A 14,193-nucleotide genomic window follows, 5' to 3' on the forward strand; every position below is an offset into this window, starting at 1 on the left:
AGCCGCGGCCGTCCGGGCCGGTCACGGATGGCTGACCGACGCGCGCCGGCGTCAAGCGCACTGCGCGCGCCGGGCGAGCGGCCGTGGCCGCGCGCCTCTCACGCGAAGAACGCGAAGTCCGGCAGGTCGAGCTCGTCGACGTCGTGCGCGACGCGCGCAGAATGTTCGTGGCCGCGATGCAGCAGCACGATCGCACCACGGCAGCGCGGACCCGTCGCGGGCCCGTGACGATAGAACGGCGTTTCGTCGTCGCGCGTGATGAAGTCGGCCTCGCGGGCCGCGCTTGCGTTCATGCGGTCTCGCTCGTTTCGTTATTCGAATCATGCTGCGGCGCCCTCCGGCGCCGGTCCCACTGCCGCCGTCAGCCGCCTGCTTCGGCGATCCCGGCCCGCACGCGCCGCACCACCGTCACGATCGACAGCACGATCAGCACGCGCCACAGCCACGCGGCGACGCTGCCGACCGGCAGACCGAAACCGATCCACAGCGCGAACGCGCCGAGCGCGAGCGCGCGGTCGCTCTTGCCGAACGGGCCGTCGTAGCGGCGCGTCGCGCCGGCGAGCGGGCCGATCAGCCCCGAGCATTCGACGATGACCGCCGTCAGCGCGAACAGCCAGACGTCCGCCGCAGCGAACGCGGGAATCGCGAGAAACGGCAGCACGAGCGCGACGTCGGACACGACGTCGCCGAGCTCGTTCAGGTACGCACCGAGCGTGCTCTTCTGCCCGTGCTCGCGGGCGAGCATGCCGTCGATCGCGTTGAGCGCCATCCGCACGAACAGCCAGATCGGGATCAGCAGGAACAGCACGCGGGCGAACACGCCAAGCCCCGCGAGCGCGCCGACGACGATCGAGCCGCCGGCCGCGAACAGCGTGACCTGGTTGGCCGTGACGCCGCGTTCGGCAAGCGAATCCGCGAACGGACGCAGACGATTCTGGAATTTCGGTTTGAGTGCGTAGAGGCTCATCGTTTTATTGGTTCTTTGCGTTCGGACACGTTTGCGGCCCGGCCCCGGGCAGCGCACCCGTCGGCGGCGGCTTTCGACAGGTGGGCGTAATCGTCGCCGAGCGGTCCCCACGCGTCAAGCCGCACCCCGCTCCGTGCCGCGCCGGGCAATCTGGTGTTTTCGACGGAAACTCGCGATAATCCGCTGGCCCGTGAGCGCAGCAATTCATTCGAACTGTGGCCGGGCGCGCGTGCAACAGCCGATTATCACGCCGTCGAACGGCGAATTCGCCGCGACGCAATACCCGCCGGTGCATCGTCCGATTATCGCGGCCCTGCAACAGGCAGCCACGAATTTGAAAAAACTTAAACAAGGGCCGACCGGCGCGCATCCTGCCGCACCGGCATTCCGGGATTCCGCCCGCCGCGCATGCGCGGCCGCGCGGGCATGCATGCAGGAGGCGCGGCGCCGATGAACATCCTGAACGTCTGGCAGCGCGATTTCCTGCTGTCGATCGTGCGGCTCGTCGCCGGTGCGTATCCGGTCTGGCATCAGGCGCCGCCTTCCCCGACGCAGAAGATCTACTTCTCGAACCATACGAGCCACATCGACACGCTCGCGATCCTCGCCGCGCTGCCGCGCGACGTGCGCGCGGTCGTGCGCCCCGTCGCCGCGCGCGACTACTGGGACAGCAGCAACGTGAAGCGTCACATCGCGCAGAAGCTGCTGAATGTCGTGCTGATCGACCGTCACCGCGAAAGCGGCGGCGACCCGCTGGACCCGGTGCGCGATGCACTACGGCAAGGCCACTCGATCATCATCTTTCCGGAAGGCACGCGCGGCGCCGAAGTCTTGCCGCAGCCGTTCAAGAGCGGCCTGTTCCATCTCGCGACCGAGTTTCCGGAGGTCGCGCTCGCGCCGGTCTATCTCGAGAACCTGCAACGCATCATGCCGAAGGGCGCGATCTGGCCCGTGCCGCTGATCTGCAAGGTGCACTTCGGTGCGAACGAGGCGCTCGGCGCCGGCGAAGACAAGCCGACCTTCCTCGCCCGCATGCGCGACGCGATCGTCGCGCTCGCGCCGCCGCAGCGGCCGGCCGGCTGAACGCGGCGCCCCTCTCTCCCCTTTTCCGGACCTCTCCATGCGAACTCTCTTCTGGGAACTGGTCGCAGGCGTCACCGGCGTGCTGGTGCTCGCGACCGTGATCGGCGCGATCCTCGGCGCGCGCAGCGGCGGCACCAGCGCGACCATCGTCAACCTGAACCAGCGCATCCGCGCGTGGTGGGCGATGATCGCGATCATGGTCATCGCGATCAGCCTCGGCAACAACGTCACGTATCTGGTGTTCGCGCTGCTGTCGTACCTGACGCTGCGCGAATTCATCACGCTCACGCCGACGACCGCAAGCGACCACACGACGCTCTTCATCGCGTTCTTCATCGCGATTCCGGTGCAGTACCTGCTGCTCGGGATCAACTGGTACGGGATGTATTCGATCTTCGTGCCGGTGCACCTGTTCTTCGCGATGTCGCTGGTGTCGGCACTCACGCAGGACACGCGGGAATTCCTGAGCCGCAACGCGAAGATCAACTGGGCGCTGATGGTGTGCGTGTACGGGTTGAGCCATGCGCCGGCCGTGCTGATCCTCGACATCCCGCGCTACGCCGGGCAGAACGCGCTGCTGCTGTTCTTCTTCCTGTTCGTCGTGCAGATCAGCGACGTGCTGCAATACGTGGTCGGCAAGCTGTTCGGACGCCGCAAGATCGCGCCGCAGCTGTCGCCGTCGAAGACGATCGAGGGCTTCATCGGCGGCGGGCTGCTGGCCACGCTGTGCGGTGCATCGCTGTATCGCGTGACGCCGTTCAGCTTCGGCGCGGCGTTCGGAATCTCGCTCGCGATCGTGATCGCGGGCTTCGTCGGCGGGCTGGTGCTGTCGGCCGTGAAGCGCTCGCTCGGCACCAAGGACTGGGGCTCGATGATCGCGGGCCATGGCGGGATGCTCGATCGCGTCGATTCGATCTGCTTCGCCGCGCCGGTGTTCTTCCACCTCGTGCGCTACGCGTACGTGTGATGCGCGGGCGGCGCCACGCCGCCCGGTTCCGATTGCTGCACGCTCGATCTCGCGCACGACGTCGTCGACGCCGCGCTGGACGCGGCCGGCTGCCCGCCCGACGCCTACTCAGCGGCCGGATCGACGTGCAGCGATTCGCCGATCGCATAAAAGTTGCCGCCCGCGATGTAGTGCAGGCTGCGCAGCGCCGGATCGGCCGATTCGAAATACCAGTGCCCGTCGCGGAACACCCGCGTGTCGGACCACGCCGCGACCACCTCCCCGATGAACAGGTCGTAGGTCTGCTGGTTGTGCGGCTCGGGAACCAGCCTGCACGCGAGCCAGCCCGAGCAGCCGGCGACGAACGGCAGGTCGTGGCCTTCGACGTCGAACAGCGTGACGCCCGCCTCGCGCAGCTTGTCCGGCCGCTCCGCGAGACTGTGGCTGCCCACCGCATGCGTGAGCTGCAGCTGCGCGGCCGTCGGCACCTGGATGACGAACGTCCCGCTGCGCTCGACGAGCTCGCGCGTCTTCGCCGACTTGTCGAGCACGACCGTCAGCTTCGGCGGCAGGAAGTCGAGCGCGCAGGCCCATGCGGCGGCCATCACGTTGTCGACGCCGTCATGACGGGCCGATACGAGCACGGTCGGGCCATGGTTGAGAAGACGGTAGGCTTTCTTCAGCTCCACCGGAGCGATGTGAGTGTCCATGCGGGTTCCCTGGTGAGCGGCACGACGCGTGCCGGCCGAAGGCCGCATTCTCGCACCCGATGCCAATTGCCGCTGACGGTCAGCGCGCCGCATCACGCTCGCGCGATGCGCGCCATAACACACCCCGGCCCGCATCACGCGATTCAATTCATTAAATAATCAATTGATGAATCGACGACGAATGCGTCGCCATCGAAATTCGACCGAAAATCGCGCGGAATTATCACGAATCCGGCAATGCACCAATCGCCCCACCCTGAAATTCAGATCGATTGATGCACAGTTCTCAATAATGTGAATCTCTCAATGGACCTTGCCGCAGCATGTGCATGTCTGCTTTACGTCACATCGAAGAATTTCATTTTTGCCGTTCGTCGGCGGCTCGGTAGTCTCCTGCCCATCCGGTTCAAGCAAGCCAATCGCAAGGAGATGAAATGAAACGCACGACCCTCTCGCTGATTTCGCTCGCATCGTTCGCGGCGATGCCCGCCGCGCATGCGCAGTCGAGCGTCACGCTGTACGGCGTGATCGACACGTCGATCACGTACGTGAATCACGCGCAGGGTAAGGACAATGCATGGATGCTCGGCAACAGCAGCGCGGGCAATCTTGCCGGCAGCCGCTGGGGCGTGAAGGGCACCGAGGATCTCGGCGGCGGGCTGAAGGCGCTATTCCAGCTCGAGAGCGGCTTCGACCCGAGCAGCGGCCGGCAGGGCCAGGGCGGCCGCCTGTTCGGCCGGCAGGCGTTCGTCGGGCTCTCGAGCGACCGCTACGGCACGCTCACGTTCGGCCGCCAGTACGATCCGCTCGTCGACCTCGTGCAAGGCATCACCGCCGACAACTATCTCGGCAGCGTGTTCGCGACGCCGGGCGACGTCGACAACTACGACAACAGCTTCCGCGTCGACAACGCGGTGAAGTACACGTCGGCCGTGTATTCGGGCCTGCAGTTCTCGGCGATGTACTCGTTCGGAGGCATCGCCGGCAGCACCGGCGCCGCGCAGTCGTATTCGGCTGCCGTGTCGTACAACAATGGCCCGTTCAGCGTCGCGGGCGGCTACTTCCACGCGACCAACAGCCCCGCGTCGAACGGGCTGCGCAACGGCTGGACCAGCTCGTCGGACGGCACCTTCGACGGCCCGATCAACACCGGCTATGCGAGCGCGCACTCGATCGGCATCGCCCGCATCGCGGGCCAGTACGTCGCCGGCCCGTTCACGTTCGGCCTCGGCTACAGCAACGCGCAGTACCGCCGCGACGCGAGCTCGGTGTTCAACTCGAACGAGCACTACAACACCGGCCAGGGCTTCGTGAACTACCAGGCGACCAATTCGCTGCTCGTCGGCGTCGGCTACAGCTATACGCGCTCGGGCGGCGATACGTCGGCGACCTATCACCAGGTGTCGGCCGGCGCGGACTACAACCTGTCGAAGCGCACGGACGTGTACCTGACCGCCGCGTACCAGCACGCGAGCGGCCAGACGGGCGACGGCAACGGCGGGGCGATGGCCGCGCAGGCGTCGATCGGTTCGTACGGCTATGCGGGCACCAGCTCGCAGACGATGGTCAACCTGGGCCTGCGTCACCGCTTCTGATCGACGATGGCCGGTTGCGCGGCATCGCGTGGCCGGTCGATCGGTACCGAACGGGGATCGAGAAATCACCGACACGGCGGCTGCGGCCGCCGTCGTCGCTTCTACGGCCCGCGCAGCGCCGGATGCGCCTCTCGTCTCCGCTTCGCTGCGCCATTCACTGCCGCCTCCGCGGCGCATCTGACGCGTGGCGTCAGTATTGCGACTGCGCGCGCCTGCCGGCATGCGCACGATTGCAGTCTTTTTTACCGATTCCGTCCTGCCGCGCGTCGATACCGGCGCCAACGAAAATGCGCGACACATGCGCCGGCAAATGCAAAGGAAAGTTTGACGCGAGCCATTTGACTGCGCGCTATGGCACACTTCGCGTCTGCGTAATTTCCTTGCACCGGGCGGCCGGATTCCGCCCCATCCTGCCATGCCGCGTCAGACTGCCCGTTCGATCAGCCACGCCACGCCGAAGATCGCCGCGACGATCGCGCTGTCGTGCGCGCTGCACGGATTCGCGCGTGCCGACTGCCTCGACGACGCGGCCACGTTCCAGAAGGTGAGCGTGAGCCTGCTGCGCGGCATCGCGCAGGTCGAATCGGGAATGAACCCGAATGCCGTCAACACCAACACGAACGGCACCGTCGACATCGGGCTGATGCAGATCAACAGCACGTGGCTGCCGACGCTCGCGCGCGAAGGCATCTCGCGGGAAAGCCTGTTCGATGCGTGCACCAACGCGTACGTCGGCGCGTGGATCCTGTCGCAGAACATCCGACAGCTCGGCGCCAACTGGAACGCGATCGGCGCGTACAACTCCGCGTCGCCCGACAAGCGCCTCGCGTATGCCCGCAAGGTCTATGATGCAATCCGGACCATGCCGGATTCGCCGGATACTCCCATGCCCATCCTGCCACCCTCTTTCACGCCGCCGCAGCAGGTGCAGGCGTACAACCCGTTCGCGAGCCTGAGCGTGTCGGCACCGCCGGTCGCGCGTGCCCGCACGCTCGCGCCGGCCGCCCCGCCGCCGCAGCCGCAAGGCGGGCCCGCCGGCCCGGCCGGCACGTACAACTTCGGCTGGACGGTCACGGGTGCCGACCAGGCCAAGCCGACCCAGGTGTTCGACGACGGCGCGCGAATCTACGTGCAATTCAGCGACATGAAGCACGTGCCGGCGATCTTCACCGAGACGTCGTCGGGCCGCGTGCTGATGTCGTGGGAGCTGCAGTTCCCGTATGCCGTTCTGACGCGTCCCGCGCAAACGTTAATCTTCCAGCTCGGGCCGTTCGAGGCGCGCGCGCAGCGCGGTGCGGCAGGGGCGACTGCGCAGGCAGGGGCTGGGGCGGGAGCGGCAGCGGGAACGCCGCGTTCAGGCGCGACGGCGGCAACGGCTGCCGCGGCACCGACCGTGAAGCACACTGCCAATGCGCTCTGGTATATCGATACGGCGTCGACGTCGGGATCGGCGGCGACCTCGAGTACGGCAAATACCTCGACGGCATCGACCACGTCGCAGACGCCCGCGACGTGGCCCACCGCCGTGACGTCGAACACGCCGCCCCCCGTCGCGACACCTCAGGCGCCGGCCGCGACGAAGCCGGCTGCACGCGTCAGCACCGACGCGCTCTGGTATATCTCGAAGTAACGCACGCACCGCCCAGCCGCATCACCCGCGCCGCACCCAGATCACCTTGCCGTCGCGAATGCCAAGGTCGCGGCGCTCCGGGCGATAGTCCATCGTGCCCGGCAACGACTGGCCGTCGCGCTCGAGCACGCGCCACAGGCAGCCGTCGAGCAGCGCGGCCGCCTCGCCCTCCGTCTTGCCGATCAGCGCATCGTCCGGCGCGGCATCCGCCTTGCATGCGTTCACGGCGCCCGACGGAGCCGGGTTCGTCACTGCGCCGCCGGCGGTGGCATTGCGGTGTTTCGTGTTCATGTCCGCACATCCTGCGAAGGTTGCGCTCGCAACGAGTGCCACGAGCATCGCGATCGTTCTCTTCATCGGTATCTCCCTGTCGCGGCCCGGCGATTCACGTGCGGCATGCGTGCAAGGCCGGGTATCGCTTGCGTGATCGGCGCCGCGCGCCGCCGGCCCTATCCTGACGGATGGCAGCCGGCGAATGGCGGCGATGCATAACGCGGTCGAGCCGTTCAGGCGCACCGGCGTCGCAGGCCCGGCGCGACGCCGGACCCGCCCGCATGTTACCGCACGCGGTTCGCGGCGACGGCCCGGCACCGGCGCGTCATGTCCGGCACGCGCGCGCCGGCCCCACGTTCAAAACCTGTAGGTCGCGCCGGCCATCCCGTAGTAGTTGCTGCGCGACTGGACGATCGGGCTGTCGCCATAGCGCCCGAGCAGGCGCGTCACGCCGCCCGTCGCGAGTACCGACCAGTGCCGCGACAGGTTCCAGTGCCACGCGACCGACATCGTCGCGCTGTCGATCCCGCCGCTCGTCGAATATGGCCGGAAGCGGCTCGCCATCGACTGCGCGTCGGTCACGCCGTAGAACGTCTGCGTGTAGCGTCCGGTCCCGGCATGCACGCTGCCCGTCACGACGATCTCGTGCCGCGCGGTCTTGAACACCGGCACCGCGAGGTCGACATGCCCCGACACGCCGCGCGACGTATGCGTCACCGGGGTGTCGACCGACACGCTCAGCTCCGCCGCATCGAACAGCGTCAGCCCTGCCCGCACGCCGACGAGCACCGAGCCCGGAATCCGGCCCATCCCCTTCAGGTAGTCGGAACCGGGCAGGTCGAAGCGGTTCTCGTCCGCGCGGCCCGCGTCGTAGCTCACCGCCGCCGACACGAACGCGCCGTGCGGGAGGTCCAGCCGATAGCCGGCGCCCGCGGTGCTGTCGATGAAGAAGCCGTTGCCGAACTTCGCGGAAAACCCCGGCGCGACGACGCCGCGATACTGGTTGCTCCCCTGGTAGCGCGGCGCGAACCCGCCGCCGAGCGAAAGCGAATACTGGTTTTCCGCATGGGCGGCGGCGGCAAGGGTCAGGCCGGCAAGCGGCACGCAATAACGGGAGCGGCGAAGGGTTGGGCGCACAATATTGAAATAAGAGTGACGGAGCCCGAAGTCTAGGTGCCGCCGTGCGCCGGGACTGTCCGGAATCTGCGGGGAATCTGTGCTCAATTGTGTTCGATTGTTCGCGATTGTCGCCTTGCTGCCCAGGCCGCCGGAACGCCGGATAGAATTCGCGTGCCGCGCCGCGCGCCCGCCTGCCGGGATGCGGGACGACGCGCGCGCATCGAGGAGACCATGTACGACAATCCGCTCAAATACCGTGTACTGCTGATCGAGGACGACGACCGCCTCGCGCAGCTCGTGCGCGAATACCTCGACAACTACGAATTCGCGGTGACGGTCGTGCGACGCGGCGACCTGGCGGTCGCGGCGGTGCGCGAACACCAGCCCGCGCTCGTGATCCTCGACCTGATGCTGCCGAACCTCGACGGGATGGAAGTGTGCCGGCGCATTCGCGCGTTCACCAACGTCCCGGTGCTGATTCTCACCGCGCGCGCGGACGTCTACGATCAGGTCGCGGGCCTCGAAACCGGCGCCGACGACTACGTGACGAAGCCGATCGAGCCGCGGGTGCTGGTGGCGCGCGCCCGCGCGCTGCTGCGCCGCGCGCAGCCGGCCGCGACGGACAGGCCCGCTGCCGCGCCCGAAGCGCTGGTATTCGGAGAACTGACGATCTCGCCGCCGAACCGCACCGTCACATGGCGCGGCGATCCTGTCGACCTGAAGACGGCCGAGTTCAACCTGCTGCTGATCCTCGCGCGCGCGGCCGGCACCGTGCTGAGCCGCGACGACATCCTGAAGCAGTTGCGCGGGATCGAGTTCGACGGGCTCGACCGCTCGGTCGATTCCGGCATCTCGAAGCTGCGCCGCCGCTTCGAGGATGCGTCGTCGGAGCCGCACAAGATCAAGACGATCTGGGGCCGCGGCTACCTGTTCAGCCCTTCCGCGTGGGACGAATAAATGCTGCGCCCGTTGATCAGGCTGTACCTCATCGTGATCCTGTGCGTCGCCGGATCGATCGCTTTCATCCAGTTCTCGTTCGACCGGATCTTCTATGATCGCGTCGCGCAGGCGCAGCGCGATTCGCTGACGACCTACGCGTTCGTGCTGAACGATTATCTGGAGCGTCATCCGGGCGCGCAGCGCATGCTCGCGCTGCGCGAACTCGCGAAGCACGGCAACGAAGGATTCGGCTTCATGACGATGGCCGACGCCCGCGCGCAGTTGAGCGGCACACCGCTGCGCGATCTCGACGCGGGCCGGATCGCGATCAGCTACGACGCCAAGGATTACTACATGCCGCTCGCGGACGGCTCCGTGCTGCATGCGCGCCCGACCGAGGCGGCCGATCTCGACATCAAGATCTACGCGTACCTGCTGCTCGCGCTCGCCGCGCTGTTCGCCGTGGTGCTGTGGATCTCGTATCACTGGCGCGACCTGCGCAAGCTGCAGGCCGCCGCGCACGCGTTCGGCGCGGGCAAGCTGTCGACGCGCGTGAAGCTGTCCGGGCGATCGAACATCTACGAGCTGTCGCAGCAGTTCAACGACATGGCCGAGCGGATCGAGGCGTCGATCAAGCAGCAGCGCGAAATGATGCATGGCATCTCGCATGAGCTGAAGACGCCGCTCGCGCGCCTCGAATTCGGGCTCGCGCTGCTCGCCGAATCCGACGAGAGCGGGCGGATGCGCGAACGCCGCGACGAACTCCGACGCGACGTGCGCGAACTCGACGGTCTCGTGACCGAGCTGCTGACGATCGGGCGGCTCGAACAAGGCGCAAGCGAGCTCGCGCCGATGGACGTCGTCGTCGATGCGCTGATCGACAGTGTGGCCGGCAACGTCGCGAACGACGTCGCCGACCGCGGCCTCACGCTCGGCGTGTCGACGAGCGGCGCCCCTGCATCGCACGTGTGCGATCCGAAGCTCGTCGCACGCGCGCTGCTGAACCTGATCCGCAACGGCGCGCGTTATGCGTCGCGCACCGTCCTGCTGTCCGCGACGCACGATGCGTCCGGCGCGCTGGTGCTGAGCGTCGACGACGACGGTCCCGGCATTCCGGTCGCCGAACGCGCGCGCGTATTCGAACCGTTCCAGCGGCTCGATTCGAGCCGCGACCGGCAGACCGGCGGATTCGGGCTCGGGCTCGCGATCGTGCGACGCGTCGCGCTCGTGCACGGCGGCGACGTGCGGCTCGAGGATTCGGCGCTCGGCGGCGCACGCTTCGTGATTACTCTACCGCCGCGGGCGTTGCCGGACTTCCTCGGCGACGCACCGGAGAATACGGCACGTGGCCGGGCTGGCCGCGCATCGTCCATATCACTGCGTCAATGAATGCAAGCGGGGCGTCGCCGCCCCTCACCCGCCGCTCCTGAACGCCGGCAGCTGCTGCCCGAGCCGTGCGCCCATCTCCGCGCCGAGCGCCTGCAGCGCGTTGAACGGACGGATCATCACCTCGAATTCGACGATCCGTCCGTCGGCGTCGAAGCGGATCATGTCGATCCCCTTCAGCCGCTTGTCGCCGACCGTCGCACTGAATTCCAGCACGACGCTCGTGCCGTCGTCGTCGGCGAACGCGCGGTGATATTCGAAGTTCTCGAGGATCGTGAGCACCGTGCGCAGCGCGAGCAACAGTGCGGGCGCCGGCCCGTACGGCTTGAACGCCATCGGCGAACGGAACACGGCATCCGGATGGACGATCGTGTCGAGCGCGCTGAAATCCTTGCGCGCGAGCATCGCGTGCCACGCAGCAAGCGAGGCCGCGACGGTGGGCTGCAGATTCGACAGGGATTGCATGGTCAGCGACTCCGGTAACGTTACAGGAAAGGTCCTCGATCGAAGGCGATGCCCGGTCGGGCCACCGCCGCGTGAACCGGCACCGGCGTAATCACGCGTCCGGCAGGATCACGACCTTGCCCTTGACCTGCCGGTTCGCCATGCGCGCAATGGCGTCGGCCGCACCCGCGAGCGGCACGCGCTCGGTGATCGCGGGCCGCACCTTGCCGGCCGCGAACCATTGCGCGAGCTGGCGCATGTTCGCCGCATGCTGCGCCGGGTCGCGCCGCACCGCATCGCCCCAGAACACGCCCAGGATGTCGCGCTCCTTGAGCAGTGCAAGGTTCAGCGCGATCTTCGGAATTTCGCCGGCTGCGAAACCGACTACGAGGAACCGGCCGCGCCACGCGGTCGCGCGCAGCGCGGCCTCGCTGTACGCGCCGCCGACCGGATCGTAGACGACGTCCGCGCCGCGTCCGCCGGTCAGTTCGTCGACGCGGCGCCGCAGGTCCTCGGTCGCATAGTCGATCGTGTCGTCGGCGCCGGCTTCTCGGCATAGCGCCAGTTTGTCCGCGCTCGACGCGGCCGCGATCACGCGCGCGCCCAGCGCCTTCGCGATCTCGATCGCGGCGAGCCCGACACCGCCGCCCGCGCCCAGCACCAGCAGCGTCTCGCCCTGCTGCAGGCGCGCGCGCTGCTGCAGCGCATGCAGCGACGTGCCATACGCCAGCACGAGCGCCGCGCCCTGCTCGAACGTCATCCCCGGCGGCAGCGCCGCGATCTGGTGCACGTCGGCCACGCACTGCGCGGCGAAGCCGCCGTGGCCGGTGAACGCGACCACCTCGTCGCCCGGCCGCCAGGCGCTCACGCCGTCGCCGACCGCGTCGATCACGCCGGCGAATTCGGCGCCGGGCGAGAACGGCAATGCCGGCTTCACCTGATACAGCCCCTGGACGATCAGCGCATCGGGGAAATTGAGCGACGCCGCCTTCACGCGAATCCGCACCTGACCAGCGGCCGGTTCAGGAATCGCGACGTCCTCGATACGCAAGCGGTCGATCGGGCCGAATGCGGTACACAACAGCGCTTTCATGCTCTCCATTCTCCTTGCGCGACATCGCCGCGCATCGATACGGCAGCGGGACGCGCCCGCGCGACCGGCGCGCGGCGCAGGCCAGACGGCCCGCACCGCGGCACCTTCATCCGTGCGGCGCGACGCTCAGAACCACGCGTCGCGCATGTCGAGCGTCGTCGTATCGACGCTCGCCAGCAGGTCGAGCTGCGCATCCACCTTCGGCAGTTCCCAGCGAAAGAAGTATCGCGCGGCGGCTCGCTTGCCGTCGTGAAAATCGTCATCGCGTCCGCGCGCGGCGAGCGTCACGTCGAGCCACAGCCACGCGACAACCAGATGACCGTACGCCTCCAGATAGACGCTCGCATTCGCGAGCCGCACCTGCGGATCGCCGAGCGCGGCCAATGCGCGCGTGACGTCGACTAGCCGTGCCCAGCGCGGCGCCAGCGCATCGGCATGCACGCGCGTATCGCCATCCGCCGCCCGCGCACGTTCGAGCGTCGTTTCGATACGTGCATCGAGCGTACGCAGCAGCGCGCCGTCGTCCTGACCGACCTTGCGACCCAGCAGGTCGAGCGCCTGGATGCCGTGCGTGCCTTCGTGGATCGGGTTCAGGCGGTTGTCGCGATAGAGCCGCTCGACCGGATAGTCGCGCGTATAGCCATATCCGCCGTGCACCTGGATCGCGAGATCGTTGGCCGCGAGACACCACTGCGACGGCCAGCTTTTCGCGATCGGCGTCAGGATGTCGAGCAGGCGCGCGGCCTCGGCGCGCACCGCCGCATCGCCGTGCGCGCGCGCTTCGTCGACGAGCCGCGCGCAGTACAGGATCAGCGCGAGCCCGCCTTCGACGTACGCCTTCTGCGCGAGCAGCATGCGCCGCACGTCCGGGTGCGCGACGATCGGCGTCTGCGGCGCCGCCGCGTCCTTGCCGGCCGGTCCGAGCGGACGCCCCTGCGGCCGGTTGCGCGCATAGTCGAGCGCATGCAGGTAACCGGTGTAGCCGAGCGCCACCGCACCCGCGCCGACACCGATGCGCGCCTCGTTCATCATGTGGAACATGTAAGCGAGGCCGTGATTGGGCTCGCCGACCAGATAGCCGATCGCACCGGCGCGCCCCTGCGGACGATGGCGCGTGCCTTCGCCGAAGTTCAGCAGGCAGTTGGTCGTGCCGCGATAGCCCATCTTGTGATTCAGGCCCGCAAGCACCACGTCGTTGTGCTCGCCGTGAGCGGCACCGTCCTCGGCCGGCAGATACTTGGGGACGATGAACAGCGAGATGCCGCGCGTGCCGGGCAGCAGCCGCCCCTGTTCGTCGGGAATCTTCGCGAGCACGAGGTGAACGATGTTCTCCGCCAGTTCATGCTCGCCGCCCGAAATCCACATCTTGTTGCCGGTGATCCGGTAGCGCGGGCCGAGCGGCGACGCGCGCTCGAAGTCGGCACGCGTGACGATGTCCGACAGCGACGAACCGGCCTGCGGCTCGGACAGGCACATCGTGCCGAAGAAGCGTCCTTCCAGTTCGGGACGCGCGAACGCGTCGATCTGCGCGGGGCTGCCGTGCGCGAGCAGCAGGTTCGCGTTCGCGACGGTGAGGAACGGATACGCGGCGGTCGCGATGTTCGCGGCCTGGAAGAACAGGAACGATGCGGCTTCGATGAGTTTCGGCAGCCGCATCCCGCCGAATGCTTCGTCCTGGCCCGCGGCGATCAGGCCGGCGTCGGCGAAGGCACGCACCGCCGGCTCGACCTCGGGAATCAGCGTCACGCGCTCGCCGTCGAACCGCGGCTCCTCGCGGTCGCCGCGCGCCGCGTGCGGCGCGAACAGGTCCGCCGCGATCCGCTCGCTGGTGTCGAGCACCGCATCGAACGTCTCGCGGCTGTGCTCCGCATAGCGCGGCAGCGCGGCGAGCGCATTCGCATCGAGCCAGTCGTACAGCAGAAACGCGAGATCGCGTCGCGACATCAGCAGGCTCATCGCGACGCCCTCCACGCGGCCCGCTTGCCCGGCTCGGTCCGCGGGTGCTCGA

The 14,193-nt window shown here is 67.9% G+C and carries 14 protein-coding genes and 1 pseudogene; 7 read left to right on the forward strand and 8 right to left on the reverse strand.

Annotated features, from left to right (window positions below):
* Positions 1-20 precede the first annotated feature (20 nt).
* Positions 21-293 (reverse strand): annotated as a pseudogene (locus tag DIE11_RS36970) (serine aminopeptidase domain-containing protein); the annotation flags it as partial.
* Positions 294-361: 68 nt separating this feature from the next.
* Positions 362-967, reverse strand: a complete 606-nt coding sequence (locus tag DIE11_RS20160) for a CDP-alcohol phosphatidyltransferase family protein (RefSeq protein ID WP_124626598.1) — start codon at positions 965-967, stop codon at positions 362-364.
* A 229-nt stretch (positions 968-1,196) separates the two neighbouring features.
* On the opposite strand from DIE11_RS20160, the gene DIE11_RS36975 reads away from it, so the two are divergent.
* The 3 genes from DIE11_RS36975 to DIE11_RS20175 are packed head-to-tail and all read left to right on the forward strand — an operon-like array spanning position 1,197 to position 3,017.
* Positions 1,197-1,421, forward strand: a complete 225-nt coding sequence (locus tag DIE11_RS36975) for a hypothetical protein (protein WP_239007135.1) — start codon at positions 1,197-1,199, stop codon at positions 1,419-1,421.
* A complete protein-coding gene (locus tag DIE11_RS20170; protein WP_059467781.1) occupies positions 1,418-2,050 on the forward strand; it encodes a lysophospholipid acyltransferase family protein in 633 nt (210 codons plus the stop codon). The genes DIE11_RS36975 and DIE11_RS20170 overlap by 4 nt, the downstream gene beginning before the upstream one ends.
* 37 nt (positions 2,051-2,087) lie before the next feature.
* Entirely contained in the window at positions 2,088-3,017 is a 930-nt protein-coding gene (locus DIE11_RS20175; RefSeq protein ID WP_124626602.1) for a phosphatidate cytidylyltransferase, read from the forward strand.
* 104 nt (positions 3,018-3,121) lie between these two features.
* Here the strand turns inward: DIE11_RS20175 and DIE11_RS20180 are convergent, their stop codons facing one another.
* Positions 3,122-3,706, reverse strand: coding sequence for a flavin reductase family protein (locus DIE11_RS20180; RefSeq protein WP_059606439.1), 585 nt, complete (start codon positions 3,704-3,706; stop codon positions 3,122-3,124).
* A gap of 434 nt (positions 3,707-4,140) precedes the next feature.
* On the opposite strand from DIE11_RS20180, the gene DIE11_RS20185 reads away from it, so the two are divergent.
* Together DIE11_RS20185 and DIE11_RS20190 are read left to right on the forward strand one after the other, a co-directional pair.
* Positions 4,141-5,301 carry a porin gene (locus tag DIE11_RS20185; protein ID WP_124626604.1) on the forward strand — a complete coding sequence of 387 codons (1,161 nt, stop codon included), beginning with the start codon at positions 4,141-4,143 and terminating at the stop codon, positions 5,299-5,301.
* A 415-nt stretch (positions 5,302-5,716) separates the two neighbouring features.
* Complete coding sequence (locus tag DIE11_RS20190) at positions 5,717-6,931, forward strand: transglycosylase SLT domain-containing protein (RefSeq protein WP_124626606.1); 1,215 nt, start codon at positions 5,717-5,719, stop codon at positions 6,929-6,931.
* Between the two features lie 21 nt (positions 6,932-6,952).
* Here DIE11_RS20190 and DIE11_RS20195 read toward each other — a convergent pair whose 3' ends face one another.
* On the reverse strand, positions 6,953-7,288 hold the full coding sequence (locus DIE11_RS20195; RefSeq protein WP_124626607.1) for a hypothetical protein: 336 nt from the start codon (positions 7,286-7,288) through the stop codon (positions 6,953-6,955).
* A 273-nt stretch (positions 7,289-7,561) separates the two neighbouring features.
* Complete coding sequence (locus tag DIE11_RS20200) at positions 7,562-8,308, reverse strand: MipA/OmpV family protein (protein WP_124626609.1); 747 nt, start codon at positions 8,306-8,308, stop codon at positions 7,562-7,564.
* Positions 8,309-8,554: 246 nt separating this feature from the next.
* Between DIE11_RS20200 and DIE11_RS20205 the strand changes: the two genes are divergently transcribed.
* Both DIE11_RS20205 and DIE11_RS20210 read left to right on the forward strand, forming a co-directional pair.
* On the forward strand, positions 8,555-9,280 hold the full coding sequence (locus DIE11_RS20205; RefSeq protein WP_059606429.1) for a response regulator: 726 nt from the start codon (positions 8,555-8,557) through the stop codon (positions 9,278-9,280).
* Positions 9,281-10,651, forward strand: coding sequence for an ATP-binding protein (locus tag DIE11_RS20210; protein WP_124626611.1), 1,371 nt, complete (start codon positions 9,281-9,283; stop codon positions 10,649-10,651). It begins immediately after the preceding gene.
* Positions 10,652-10,675: 24 nt separating this feature from the next.
* Here DIE11_RS20210 and DIE11_RS20215 read toward each other — a convergent pair whose 3' ends face one another.
* The 3 genes from DIE11_RS20215 to DIE11_RS20225 form a co-directional block, all read right to left on the reverse strand.
* Positions 10,676-11,113 carry a nuclear transport factor 2 family protein gene (locus DIE11_RS20215; RefSeq protein ID WP_124626613.1) on the reverse strand — a complete coding sequence of 146 codons (438 nt, stop codon included), beginning with the start codon at positions 11,111-11,113 and terminating at the stop codon, positions 10,676-10,678.
* A gap of 91 nt (positions 11,114-11,204) precedes the next feature.
* Positions 11,205-12,185 (reverse strand): NADPH:quinone oxidoreductase family protein, encoded by a 981-nt coding sequence (locus tag DIE11_RS20220; protein WP_059606595.1) that lies wholly within the window; start codon positions 12,183-12,185, stop codon positions 11,205-11,207.
* Positions 12,186-12,311: 126 nt separating this feature from the next.
* Positions 12,312-14,141 carry an acyl-CoA dehydrogenase gene (locus DIE11_RS20225; RefSeq protein ID WP_124626615.1) on the reverse strand — a complete coding sequence of 610 codons (1,830 nt, stop codon included), beginning with the start codon at positions 14,139-14,141 and terminating at the stop codon, positions 12,312-12,314.
* Between the last annotated feature and the right edge of the window lie 52 nt (positions 14,142-14,193).

Source organism: Burkholderia sp. Bp9012 (assembly GCF_003853825.1).
GTDB lineage: Bacteria > Pseudomonadota > Gammaproteobacteria > Burkholderiales > Burkholderiaceae > Burkholderia > Burkholderia diffusa.

What these genes read in the sequence shown, in the direction of transcription:
- DIE11_RS20160 (WP_124626598.1), bottom strand. Translation starts at nt 967, where the DNA reads ATGAGCCTCTACGCACTCAAACCGAAATTCCAGAATCGTCTGCGTCCG.
- DIE11_RS20170 (WP_059467781.1), top strand. Translation starts at nt 1,418, where the DNA reads ATGAACATCCTGAACGTCTGGCAGCGCGATTTCCTGCTGTCGATCGTG.
- DIE11_RS20175 (WP_124626602.1), top strand. Translation starts at nt 2,088, where the DNA reads ATGCGAACTCTCTTCTGGGAACTGGTCGCAGGCGTCACCGGCGTGCTG.
- DIE11_RS20180 (WP_059606439.1), bottom strand. Translation starts at nt 3,706, where the DNA reads ATGGACACTCACATCGCTCCGGTGGAGCTGAAGAAAGCCTACCGTCTT.
- DIE11_RS20185 (WP_124626604.1), top strand. Translation starts at nt 4,141, where the DNA reads ATGAAACGCACGACCCTCTCGCTGATTTCGCTCGCATCGTTCGCGGCG.
- DIE11_RS20190 (WP_124626606.1), top strand. Translation starts at nt 5,717, where the DNA reads ATGCCGCGTCAGACTGCCCGTTCGATCAGCCACGCCACGCCGAAGATC.
- DIE11_RS20195 (WP_124626607.1), bottom strand. Translation starts at nt 7,288, where the DNA reads ATGAAGAGAACGATCGCGATGCTCGTGGCACTCGTTGCGAGCGCAACC.
- DIE11_RS20205 (WP_059606429.1), top strand. Translation starts at nt 8,555, where the DNA reads ATGTACGACAATCCGCTCAAATACCGTGTACTGCTGATCGAGGACGAC.
- DIE11_RS20210 (WP_124626611.1), top strand. Translation starts at nt 9,281, where the DNA reads ATGCTGCGCCCGTTGATCAGGCTGTACCTCATCGTGATCCTGTGCGTC.
- DIE11_RS20215 (WP_124626613.1), bottom strand. Translation starts at nt 11,113, where the DNA reads ATGCAATCCCTGTCGAATCTGCAGCCCACCGTCGCGGCCTCGCTTGCT.
- DIE11_RS20220 (WP_059606595.1), bottom strand. Translation starts at nt 12,185, where the DNA reads ATGAAAGCGCTGTTGTGTACCGCATTCGGCCCGATCGACCGCTTGCGT.
- DIE11_RS20225 (WP_124626615.1), bottom strand. Translation starts at nt 14,141, where the DNA reads ATGAGCCTGCTGATGTCGCGACGCGATCTCGCGTTTCTGCTGTACGAC.